Here is an 11,963-nt window from a genome sequence, read left to right as displayed (position 1 = left end):
CGTCATGACCCCGGACTCAGCGCGGGCCAACCGGCGTATTCTGATCGTCGATGACAGCGCGTCGATCCATGATGACTTTCGCAAGATCCTGTGTGCCAACGCCCAGGGCGAGAAATCCCTGGATAGTCTTGAGGAAACCCTGTTCGGCACCACCGCCACCCCGCGCCACGCATTCGTGCTGGATTCGGCCTACCAGGGCCAGGAAGCGCTGGAACTGGTAGCCCGGTCCCTGGCCGCCAACGCTCCGTATGCCATGGTGTTCATCGATATGCGCATGCCGCCCGGCTGGGACGGCCTGCAAACCATCGAACAGCTGTGGAACGTCGACCCCAATCTGCAGATCGCCCTGTGCACCGCGTATTCCGACTATTCGTTCGAAGCGATCGAGGCGCGATTGAAATACAACGATCAGTTGCTGATTCTGAAGAAACCCTTCGACCATCTGGAGATCCGCCAGATGGCCAGTGCCCTGACGTGGAAATGGCAGCTGGCCCAGGATGTCGCCCTGAAAGTGGTGGCACTGGAGCGCACCATCGAAGAACGTGTGCAGGAACTGCTGAAGGTCTCGCATCTGTTGCAATACGATGCGCTGACAGAACTGCCCAACAGCACGCTGCTCGGCGACCGCCTTAGCCAGGCCATAGCCCTTGGTCGGCGGCATGACACGCAACTGGCGGTGATATTTATCGGGCTCGATCGTTTCAAACGCATCAACAATGCCCTGGGTTACCCGGTGGGCGACGAGGTGCTCCAACATGTCAGCCACAGCCTGGTAGCAACAGTGCGCAGCTCCGACTCGGTGTTTCGCTACGGCTCCGATGAGTTCGTGATCCTGCTCCACGACGTGCAGCACCCGCAGCAGACCCAGCACATCGCGCACAAAGTGCTCAAGGCCATCAGTGCCACACGCCATGTGGCCGGGCATGACTTGAGCATCACGGCGAGCCTGGGCATCAGCATCTACCCCAATGACAGCTACAACACGGTGGAGTTGATCAAGCACGCCGAAACCGCCATGCATACCAGCAAGGAACGCGGCCCCAACGATTTCAGTTTCTACACCGAAGACATGAACCTGCGCGCCCGGCGCCAGCAAAATCTGGAGAGCGCGATCCGCCTGGCCTTGGAGCTGGATGAATTCGTACTGCACTACCAACCCAAGCTGGACCTCAACTCCGGGCGAATCGTCGGCGCGGAGGCGCTGATACGCTGGTTTCAGCCGCGCTCGGGGTGGGTCAGCCCGAGCGATTTCATTCCGGTGGCCGAAGACAGCGGGCTGATCGTGCCCTTGACGCAGTGGGTGCTGCACCAGGCCTGCGAACAGGCGCAGGCCTGGCGCGGCATGGGCCTGCCACCGCTGTACATGGCGGTGAATGTATCGGCCATCGACTTTCGCCAGCATGACTTCGTCGACAACCTGGCCGCGATCCTCAAGCAGACCGGCCTGCCGCCCGCCTGGCTGGAGCTGGAAATCACCGAAAACGTACTGATGCAGAATGTCGACGACACGGTGCAGATCCTGCAAACAATCAAGGCCATGGGCGTGCGCCTGGCGCTGGATGACTTCGGCACGGGCTACTCGAGCCTGAGTTACCTGCGACGCTTTCCCATCGATGTGTTGAAAATCGACCAGTCGTTCGTGCGTGGGCTGAACGAGAATAACCAGGATGCCCAGCTGATAAGCGCTATCATCGGCATGGGCAAGAGCCTGGAGTTGAACATCATCGCCGAGGGGGTGGAGACCGTCGAACAGCTGAATTTCCTGAAAAGCCAGCAGTGTGAAGAGGGTCAGGGCTTTTTGTTCAGCAAGGCGGTGCCGCCGAAGGATTTCGCCCGGTTGCTGCAAGTGGGCAGCGCCACACTGATGCCTGCCCAATAGCCGCGTGCCTGCAAGGAGTGCTCGCTTGAGCAAAGTCTCACGTTACCGTTTCGGCGTTCTGCTGGTGGTGTGGTCGGGGCTGGCCCAGCCGTTGCTGGCCGCGCCGTTGAACGAAGCGCTCAAACCACTGCCACCGGTGCCCGTATTGGACCCGGCCAGAGTCGAGTTGGGTCGCCAGCTGTTCAATGAGCCGCGCCTGTCGGTCAATAACACACTGTCCTGTGCCAGCTGCCATCGACTGGCGTCCGGAGGTGCAGACAACCAGCCGTTTTCCCTGGGTTTCAACGGCAAGCCGGTGCCAATCAACACCCCTTCCGTGTTCAACGCCAGCCTGAACTTCAAGCAGTTCTGGAATGGCCGGTCGGACACCCTGCAAGCACAGATCGAACAGGTAGTGATCAGCCCCCTGGAAATGGGCAGCGATTGGAATACCGTAGTGCAGAACCTGTCCGCCCTGCCCACCTACCAGACCGCTTTCAAACAGGCCTACCCCGATGGCATCACCGCCGCCAACGTGCAGGACGCCTTGGCCACCTATGAGCAAACACTGCTGAGCCCCAACTCGCGGTTCGACCAGTACCTGCTAGGTAACACCGAGATCCTGACAATCCAGGAAAAATATGGCTACCAGCGCTTCAAGGACTACGGCTGTATCGCCTGCCATCAGGGCATCAATATCGGCGGTAATATGTTCCAGAAATTCGGTGTGATGGGCGACTACTTCAAGGCCCGAGGCAACCCGGTCGAAGCCGACCTGGGCCGCTATCTGGTGACCCAGGACGAAGAGGACCGCCATGTGTTCAAGGTGCCCAGCCTGCGCAACGTGGCGGTGACCGCGCCGTACTTTCACGATGCGTCGGCCAAGACCCTCGAAGAAGCCGTCGATGTGATGTTCAAGTACCAGTTGGGGCGCAATCCGAATAAGGAAGACAGGGACTTGATCGTGCAGTTTCTCAAAACCCTGACCGGCGAATGGGCAGGCAAGCCGCTATGACCTCTCACTCCCGTCGCCGCTTTACCCAGGTTGTACTTGGCCTGGTGACCCTGCTGCTGGCCTCGACCCTGGTGTTTTTGTACCTCAAGGCTTCCCGCGATCAGACCGCCAGCTACACCCAGTCGCGGGATCTGATCCGCCAACTGCAGCAGCTCAATGCGCAGTGGGACAGCGAGGTCCTCAAGGCCCGCATCGCGATCACCCACAACTACGACCCGCTGGTCACGCCACTCACGCAGATGACCCGAATATGGGCCGAACTGAACAGCCGCGACACCTACCACAACCCGTCCAACCTGAGCGGCTGGCAGGCCACGCAAACGGCTTACCAGACGGCGATCCAGGAAAAAGCCCGCCTGGTCGACCAATTCAAATCCCACAACGCGCTGCTGCGTAATTCACTGGCGTTCCTGCCGACCGCCGAAGACGACATCCAGGCGCAGTTCAACCGCCTTGACGCTGAAGGCCGCCTGCAATTGCAAGACGTGGCCACCGACACCTATGACCTGTTGCTCAGCAGCCTGGAGTTCGCCCAAGTCACCAGCGACGATCGCGCCGCCGATATCCTGGTGGGGCTGGGCAAACTGGCGATCAATAAGGAGCAACTGCCCAGCGAGTTCCAAGGGCCGGTGGACATACTCAGCAATCACATTTCGCTGATCCTGCGCGAACAGCCCGTGGTCAACGACCTGCTCGAGCGCATTGCCACGGTGCCCGTCGCCGAACACCTGGACGCACTGACCACCCACCTCGACCAGGACCAGCAAGCGGCAGACCTGATCGACCATCAATACCATCGCTACCTGCTGATCTTCTCGACCTTGCTGGTGGGATTGCTGCTCTATCTGGCGGTGCGCCTGTTGCGCAGCTTTGCCGAAATCAACCGGGTCAATCGCGCGTTGCACGCCGCCAACGAAACCCTGGAGCAGCGCGTGGAGCGACGCACCCGCCAGCTCAAGGATGCGCAGAGCGAATTACTCGACAGCGCACGCCAGGCCGGCATGGCCGAAATCGCGACCAATGTGCTGCACAACGTGGGCAACGTACTCAACAGCGTGAACATCTCCGCCGAACTGGTCACGCGCAAGCTGCGCAGCAGCAAGGCCCTGGGGTTGGGCAAAGCCATGCAGTTGATCAATGAGCACAAGGCCGACCTGGGCACCTTCCTAACCGAAGATGAGAAAGGCAAGCTGCTGCCCGGCTATCTCAACCAACTGGTGGACGCCATCGCCGTTGAGCAGCAGGGCATGACCGACGAGTTGGCGCAGTTGAGTAAAAGCGTGGACCACATCAAGGACATCGTCTCCACCCAGCAATCCTATGCCGGCGCCGCCACACTGCTGGAGCCGGTGCACATCAGCGGCCTGATGGAAGATGCATTGCGCATGAACGCCGGAGCCCTGAGTCGTCACCACGTCACGGTGGTCAAGGAATATGCGCAGGTGCCGGAAATCCTCGCCGACAAACACCGCTTGCTATTGATCATGGTCAACCTGATCAGCAACGCCAAGTACGCCATGTCCAACCTCAGTGACCGACCCCGGCAGATGACCCTGAAGGTCCAGCCCCTGGAGGACAATACCTTGCAGATCAGCGTCAAGGACGATGGCGAGGGCATTCCCGCGGAAAACATGACGCGGATCTTCACCCACGGTTTTACCACTCGCAAGGAAGGCCACGGCTTCGGCCTGCACAGCTGCGCGCTGGCCGCCGTAGAAATGAATGGTCAGCTCAGTGCCCACAGCGACGGGCCTGGCCTGGGCGCGGTGTTTACCTTGACGATCCCTATGACCCTTGCCGGAAGTCCCGCATGAATCAGCCTCCCAATCGGCGCATCCTGTTGATCGACGACACGCCGTCGATTCACGACGATTTTCGCAAAATCCTGATGCCGACCGTCGAGACCAACCAGGCCCTCGACGATATGGAGTCAGCGCTGTTCGGCGACACCAGCAAGCCCGAGGTGCGTACCTTCGAGCTGCATTCGGCGTATGGCGGCGAAGAAGGCCTGCAATTGCTCACCACCGCCATGGCGGAAAAACGCCCCTACGCCCTGGCATTCGTCGACATGCGCATGCCGCAAGGTTGGGACGGCGCAAAGACCATCGAAGAGCTATGGACCGTCGACCCCGGCCTGCAAGTGGTGGTGTGCACCGCGTATACGGATTACTCCTGGGATGAATTGCTGTATCGCCTCAACGGCCATGACCGGTTGCTGATCCTGAAAAAGCCCTTCGATAACATCGAGGTGCAACAGATGGCCAACATGCTTGCCAACAAATGGGACATGGCCCGCCGCGCCTCGCTGCAAACCATACACCTGGAGCAACTGGTGGCGCAGCGCACCCAGGCACTGACCCAGGCCAGCGAGGCGTTGCAACTGGAAATCGACGAGCGCAAGCAGCTGGAAAGCCAACTGGTGCAATCGGAAAAACTCGCGTCGCTGGGGCAACTGGCAGCTGGCGTCGCTCATGAGATCAACAACCCCGTAGGCTTCATCTCCTCCAACCTGAGCACCCTCGACAGCTACTTCAACCAACTGCAGCGGATGCTGGACGCCTACCGGCAGCTCGAAGAAAGCCCCGCCGCGGCCGAGCAGTGCGCCGCGCTCAAGGCCTTGCGTGCTGAACTGGAGCTGGATTTCCTCAGGGAAGACATCCCCATCCTGATCAGGGAATCCAAGGAAGGCATCGGCCGGGTGGTGCAGATAGTCAAGGACCTGAAGAACTTCTCGCGGGTCGACAACGACCAGACCTGGCAATTCGCCAACCTGCAACAGGGCATCGACTCAACGCTGAACATCGTCGCCAGCGAACTCAAGTACAAGGCCGACGTCGTGAAAAATTACACACCGCTGCCTGAAATCGAATGCCTGGCCTCACAGCTCAACCAGGTGGTGATGAACCTGGTTATCAACGCCGCCCAGGCCATGGGCCCGGAGCGCGGCACCATCACCATCAGCAATGGCGTGCAAGGCGATAACATCTGGCTGGAAGTCGCGGACAACGGCTGTGGCATTCCCCCGGAGACCGTGCAGAAAATCTTCGACCCGTTCTTCACCACCAAGCCGGTGGGCGAAGGCACGGGGCTCGGGTTGTCGTTGTCCTACGGCATTATCAAGAAGCACCACGGCGATATTTGCGTGAGCAGCGAACCGGGAAAAGGCACGACCTTTCGCGTGGTGTTGCCGATTCGGCAGACGGCCGCCTAGGGCGCAGGAGCGGACCGTATCCGCCCGGCAAAGGTTGTCTGGGGTTTGCCGACAGGCGCAGAATGCGGCACCGACCTGTAAGAGTCCGATTTCAAGGAAACCGTATGAGCCTGTCTTTGCTAAGCCGTTACGCCTTCTTTGCCGTGTGCGTCATCTTCACCCTCGCCAGCCTCCCCTTTATCGAACACGAATGGCTGTGGCCGATCACCCTGGTCACGGGCGTGTTGAGCCTGATCGGTATGTTCGACCTGCTGCAAAGCCCCCACGCCGTACGCCGCAACTATCCAATCCTGGGCAATATCCGTTACCTGGTCGAAGCCATCCGCCCGGAAATCCGCCAGTACCTGCTGGAGTCCGACAGCGACGCCCTGCCCTTCTCCCGGGCCCAGCGTTCACTGGTCTATTCCCGCGCCAAAAATGAAACTGCCGACAAACCCTTCGGTACCCTGATCGACGTGTACCAGTCGGGCTTCGAATTTATCGGCCACTCCATGCGCCCGGCGCCGCTCAGCGACCCCAGCGCGTTTCGTGTGATGGTCGGCGGCCCGCAATGCACGCAGCCGTATTCGGCATCGGTATTCAATATCTCGGCGATGAGCTTTGGCTCGTTGAGCGCCAACGCCATTCGTGCGTTGAACCAAGGCGCCAAACTGGGCAATTTTGCCCATGACACCGGCGAAGGCAGCATCAGCCCCTACCACCGGGAGAACGGCGGCGACCTGACCTGGGAGTTGGGCAGCGGCTACTTCGGCTGTCGCACCAGCGACGGCCGCTTCGATCCGGAACGCTTCGCCGTGCAGGCGCAGAACCCGCAAGTGCGCATGATCGAAATCAAGATGAGCCAGGGCGCCAAACCCGGCCATGGTGGGATCCTGCCCAAGCACAAGGTCACCCAGGAAATCGCCGACACCCGCGGCATCCTGATGGGTGAAGACTGTATCTCGCCGTCGCGCCACAGCGCGTTTTCCACCCCGATCGAACTGATGCACTTCATCGCCCAACTGCGTGAGCTGTCTGGTGGCAAACCGGTGGGTTTCAAGTTCTGCCTCGGCCACCCCTGGGAATTCATGGGCATCGCCAAGGCCATGCTGGAGACCGGCATCCTCCCCGACTTTATCGTGGTGGACGGCAAGGAAGGCGGCACCGGCGCCGCGCCAGTGGAGTTCACCGACCATATCGGTGTGCCGCTGCGTGAAGGCCTGCTGTTTGTGCACAACACCCTGGTGGGCTTGAACCTGCGCGACAAGATCAAGCTCGGTGCCAGCGGCAAGATCGTCAGCGCATTCGATATCGCCAGCGTCCTGGCCATCGGCGCGGACTGGGCCAACTCGGCGCGTGGCTTCATGTTTGCCATTGGCTGCATTCAGTCCCAGAGCTGCCACACCAACAAATGCCCGACCGGCGTCGCGACCCAAGATCCGCTGCGCCAACGCGCCCTGGTGGTGCCGGACAAAGCCCAGCGCGTGTTCAACTTCCACCGCAATACCCTCAAGGCCTTGGCCGAAATGCTCGCCGCCGCCGGCCTGGATCATCCATCGCAACTGTCGGCCAAGCATCTGGTGCGGCGCATGTCGGCGACCGAGATCAAGCTGTTTTCGCAATTGCATGTGTTCCTCAAACCTGGCGAGTTGCTCACCGGTGAGGTGAATGGCGAGTTCTATTCGCGCATGTGGCAGATGGCACGGGCCGACAGCTTTGAACCCCATGAAGCGGCTGCCGCCTGATCAATAAACCCTCCCTGTTTGCTGAACCGGACCACCGACGGCATCGTTGAAACGAGGTGATTCACGCGCCAGGGCCAGATTGGTCCGGCGTGGATCAGGGTCGGCGCGGGTCAGATGTATCTGGTGGAAGCCGGCACCGCCCATGCCGTGCATGCAGGCAGCCAAGGCACTCTGGTTACCCTGGATGTCTAGAGACATCCAGTAATACCCAACCTTTGCAATTACTTACGAATAACGCCAACCTGCCCCCGCCCGACGTGCGGCGTACGACTTCACCCGCGTTCGCCTGTCATTACTAAACCTTTCGTACAAGAGCCCGCTGCCATGCTGAACGGACGCGACCCACGCATCGATTTTTTTCGGGGCCTGGCGTTGATCTTCATTTTCTGGGATCACGTCCCCCACAACCCCCTCGGCCAGATCACCTTGCGCAACATCGGTTTCAGCGATGCCGCGGAGGTGTTTGTTTTTCTCGCCGGCTACGCCGCCGTACTGGCCTACGGCAAGATCCTGCAGCGCGACGGCTACTGGATTGCCTCGTTGAAGATCCTGCGGCGCGCCTGGGTGCTGTACGTGGTGCATATCTTCCTGCTGGCGATGCTGATGGGCATCGTGTTCTTCGCCAACAGTCATGTGGAAACCCGCGACCTTGTCGAGGAGATGGGACTGACGCACTTCGTCACCCACCCGCAACAGGCGCTCACCGATGAGTTGCTGCTGCGCTTCAAGCCCAACCTAATGGACCCGCTACCGCTGTACATCGTGCTGTTGAGCGGTTTGCCGTTGGTGCTGCCGCTGCTGCTGCGCAAGACCTGGGCGGTGGTGGGCGTTTCGTTGACTGTGTACCTGCTGGCACCGTGGATGGGCTGGAACCTGCGGGCGATTGCCGATGGCGTGTGGTATTTCAATCCCGTCACCTGGCAATTGCTGTTCGTGCTCGGCGGCGCGGCGGCGATTCATGCGCGCCAACCACGTCCTGTCGAGACGCGTGGGCTGCTGCGCCAGCCGTTGTTCGTCGCAGCGGCGGCCTACTCGGTCATGGCCGGGATCATCACGATTTCCTGGCGCTGGCCCGAGGCGCATGACGCATGGATGCCATCGCCGCTCAGCGACCTGTTGTATCCCATCAGCAAGACTGACCTGTCACCCGTGCGCCTGTTGCACTTCCTGGCCCTGGCCTATGTCACCGCCAAGCTTTTGCCCGGCATGGGCTGGACCCGCCACTGGCTGGCGCAACAAAGTTGCCGCATGGGCCGCTATTCCCTGGAGGTGTTCTGCCTCGGTGTGCTGCTGGCGCCGTTGGCGGACATGCTCAATGCCCTCGCGGGCGATGCGCTGGCCATGCAGTTGTTCAGTGCAACAGTGGGCGTGGTGCTGATGGGGCTGCTGGCAGCCTGGCTGGAGTTCAACAAGCGGCTGGATAAGTCACTGCAAGACCGCCGCGTCTTAGCCATGCCGTCATCCACTGGTTAACCCAGGCAGCCGCGTTGGTGGTGCGGCGCTTTCCCGAATCGGGCACTTGCAAAAGGAGGCGAGGGAGCTTGCCCCCTCGCCACACAGTGTTTGCCATTAGACCGGGCGGGCTTCGCCCTGAGCAACCTGGGTCGGTTGCAACTTGAACACGTAGAACAGCACCGTCAGCAGCACCAGGAATACCGGGCCGACATACAGCGCGATGCGGGTGTCCGGGAAGTACGCCATCAGGCCCACGACCAGCAACAGGAACGCCAGCGCCAGGTAGGAACTGACCGGGTACAGCCACATGCGGTACTTGAGTCCCGCCTGTTCCGCCGGGCTCAGGCTCTTACGGAACTTGAGCTGCGCCAGCAGGATCATCAGCCAGGTCCAGATCGCGCCGAAGGTGGCGATGGACGTCACCCAGACGAAGACTTTCTCCGGCACCAGGTAGTTGAGCAACACCCCCAGCAACAACGCGAAGATCGACAACAGCAGCGCTTTGCGCGGCACGCCATTACTGGAGGTCTTGGCGAACGTCGCCGGTGCCTGGCCGTTCTGCGCCAGGCTGTAAAGCATGCGTCCGGTGCTGAAAATGCCGCCGTTGCAAGACGACAGCGCGGCGGTGATCACGACAAAGTTGATGATGCCGGCGGCGGTCTTGATGCCGAGCCGTTCGAACGTCATCACAAACGGGCTGCCCTGGGTGCCGATTTCATTCCACGGGTAGATCGACAGGATCACGAACAACGCCCCCACGTAGAACAGCAGGATGCGCCAGAACACCGAGCCGATGGCACTCGGAATAGTCTTCTGCGGGTTCTTCGCTTCACCGGCGGTAAGGCCGATCATCTCCACACCCAGGTAGGCGAACATCACCATTTGCAGGGACATCAACACGCCTTGCACGCCGTTGGGCATAAAGCCGCCGTGGGCCCACAGGTTGGAGATACCCAGCGCCACGCCGTCATTGCCGAAGCCGAACGCGATGATGCCGACGCCGCCGATCACCATCGCAATGATGGTGACGATCTTGATCAAGGCAAACCAGAACTCGAACTCACCAAAGGCATTGACCGCGATCAGGTTGATGCTGCCCATGCTGATCAAGGCCGCCAGGGCCCAGATCCAGCGCGGCGTGTCGGGAAACCAGACGCCCATGTACACGGCCACGGCGGTGATTTCTGCCACGCAGGTCACCAGCCACAGGAACCAGTAGTTCCAGCCGGTGAGAAAGCCCGCCAACGGGCCGAGATAGTCTTGGGCGTAACGGCTGAAGGAGCCGGCGACGGGGTTGTGCACCGCCATCTCGCCGAGGGCGCGCATGATCACCAGGATCGCCAGGCCGCCAATGATGTAGGACAGCATGATCGCCGGGCCGGCCATTTCAATGGCCTTGGCCGAGCCCAGGAACAGGCCGACACCGATGCAGGCGCCGAGGGCCATCAGGCGAATATGCCGCTCACCCAGTTCACGTTTCAGCGGGCCGCCCTGAGCGGTCTCGCCATGGGGCAGGTGGTTGCCAACTGGCATAGGGGTACAACCTCGTCTTGTTATTGGATTGATCACCGAGTGCTCGGCGCCACGGCGGGTCTGCCACGACGCCCTTACACCGTGCCGGCCTCATGGGCCAACACGTCTGGCAGGGCCAGATCAGCGGGGGTGCAGTATAAAAAGCCCAACCCAGGGTTTTTCACTTAATAAACGCCAAGATTCAGCGAGAAGTCGCGGTAAAAGCCGCTTTTATGGAGGGGCATTACCTGGATAGCGGAGGGTTTTTCTCCGTTTGACGCGCGCCGAGTATTGCACAGCTTTGGTGCAGCGTCATGCCCCTACCTAGGCCGTATATACCCAGCGGAAGGCTCTGCTTCAATGCTTTCAGACCAACAGGCAGACAATGCGGAAGCCGGCCACGGTCGGACGAGAAGCATCGCCCTATCAGCGGCCGGGACGTCCATTCACCATGGGACGCTCCGACTGCCAGGACGGCAATCCCAGCGAAAGGATCTCCCCATGCCAACCCCCTTCGACGTACTCCAGCAAGGTCGAACGCAACGCCTGGCCGCCGATGGCCAATTGATCAGCGACACTTGCAGGCCTGGACCATGCGCCAGCTGGTGGAGCTGGCGGGCTTGGGCGTGCCACTCGGGCGCTCGATCAATGGTCAAGGCCACCGGCATCGGCCCGTCCAACGTCGCGGGGGTGGGGGTCGACGAGTTGGAACGGCTGTCCATCGCCGAATCGCAGGTGATGTGGCAGTGCAGCCGGGCCGGGCAGCCCAGCTACACCGAAGTGATCCTCAAGACCGGCGCGGGCAATTGCGACCAGATGGCCCATGTGGCGAACGAATTGATCCGTTTCAACGGCGGTGCCTCGCGTGTTTGGGGCACCAGCCCACCGGCTCACGCGTTTGTGGTGGTGGGTATAACGCCCCCGACATTGGGTTCGACGTTGGACTTCAGCGAAGCGGGCTGGAGGGGCCTGTGGATATGTGACCCCTGGGCGGCCATCGTCTGCCCGGCAAGCGAATACCTTCGCGAGCTCAACATCAAAATGCTCGCCTGGCACCTGGCGGACATTTCGGTGTTATTCAACGACCAAGGCACCTTCCGTTGGGGCCGGGCCAACGACCGCAACTGGCTGACCCTGCTACGCAGCGCAGTGAAACGCCCACCGCCGTGAACCGACACATTTCGCAAC

At 60.8% G+C, this 11,963-nt stretch carries 8 protein-coding genes and 1 pseudogene; 8 read left to right on the top strand and 1 reads right to left on the bottom strand.

All coding sequences use genetic code 11. The features are described 5' to 3' along the window. Positions 1–4: 4 nt before the first annotated feature. The 7 genes and pseudogenes from BMZ57_RS08120 (at position 5) to BMZ57_RS08095 (ending at position 9,281) form a co-directional block, all read left to right on the top strand. The gene (locus BMZ57_RS08120; RefSeq protein ID WP_042571717.1) at positions 5–1,879 is read left to right on the top strand and encodes a putative bifunctional diguanylate cyclase/phosphodiesterase; all 1,875 of its coding nucleotides are present in this window, start codon (positions 5–7) and stop codon (positions 1,877–1,879) included. Positions 1,880–1,937: 58 nt separating this feature from the next. Beyond that, positions 1,938–2,873 (top strand): cytochrome-c peroxidase, encoded by a 936-nt coding sequence (locus BMZ57_RS08115; protein WP_231501110.1) that lies wholly within the window; start codon positions 1,938–1,940, stop codon positions 2,871–2,873. Next, positions 2,870–4,687: a DAHL domain-containing sensor histidine kinase gene (locus BMZ57_RS08110; protein ID WP_069672362.1), complete on the top strand. Its 1,818-nt coding sequence runs from the start codon at positions 2,870–2,872 to the stop codon at positions 4,685–4,687. Before BMZ57_RS08115 ends, BMZ57_RS08110 begins: the two co-directional genes overlap by 4 nt. Beyond that, positions 4,684–6,084, top strand: coding sequence for an ATP-binding protein (locus BMZ57_RS08105; RefSeq protein ID WP_010212808.1), 1,401 nt, complete (start codon positions 4,684–4,686; stop codon positions 6,082–6,084). Before BMZ57_RS08110 ends, BMZ57_RS08105 begins: the two co-directional genes overlap by 4 nt. A gap of 104 nt (positions 6,085–6,188) precedes the next feature. Then, positions 6,189–7,808, top strand: a complete 1,620-nt coding sequence (locus BMZ57_RS08100; protein ID WP_010212809.1) for an FMN-binding glutamate synthase family protein — start codon at positions 6,189–6,191, stop codon at positions 7,806–7,808. 93 nt (positions 7,809–7,901) lie between these two features. Beyond that, a pseudogene (locus BMZ57_RS29740) lies at positions 7,902–8,000 on the top strand (cupin domain-containing protein); the annotation flags it as partial. A gap of 132 nt (positions 8,001–8,132) precedes the next feature. Then, a complete protein-coding gene (locus BMZ57_RS08095; RefSeq protein WP_010212810.1) occupies positions 8,133–9,281 on the top strand; it encodes an OpgC family protein in 1,149 nt (382 codons plus the stop codon). A 96-nt stretch (positions 9,282–9,377) separates the two neighbouring features. Here BMZ57_RS08095 and BMZ57_RS08090 read toward each other — a convergent pair whose 3' ends face one another. Beyond that, on the bottom strand, positions 9,378–10,796 hold the full coding sequence (locus tag BMZ57_RS08090; RefSeq protein ID WP_069672363.1) for an amino acid permease: 1,419 nt from the start codon (positions 10,794–10,796) through the stop codon (positions 9,378–9,380). 480 nt (positions 10,797–11,276) lie between these two features. On the opposite strand from BMZ57_RS08090, the gene BMZ57_RS08085 reads away from it, so the two are divergent. Beyond that, complete coding sequence (locus BMZ57_RS08085) at positions 11,277–11,945, top strand: hypothetical protein (protein WP_254668472.1); 669 nt, start codon at positions 11,277–11,279, stop codon at positions 11,943–11,945. The last annotated feature ends 18 nt before the right edge of the window (positions 11,946–11,963 follow it).

The organism is Pseudomonas simiae, from assembly GCF_900111895.1.
Taxonomy (GTDB): domain Bacteria; phylum Pseudomonadota; class Gammaproteobacteria; order Pseudomonadales; family Pseudomonadaceae; genus Aquipseudomonas; species Aquipseudomonas simiae.
The sequence above is the reverse complement of the archived record's forward strand: the minus strand, read 5'-3'. Positions and strand labels throughout refer to the sequence as shown.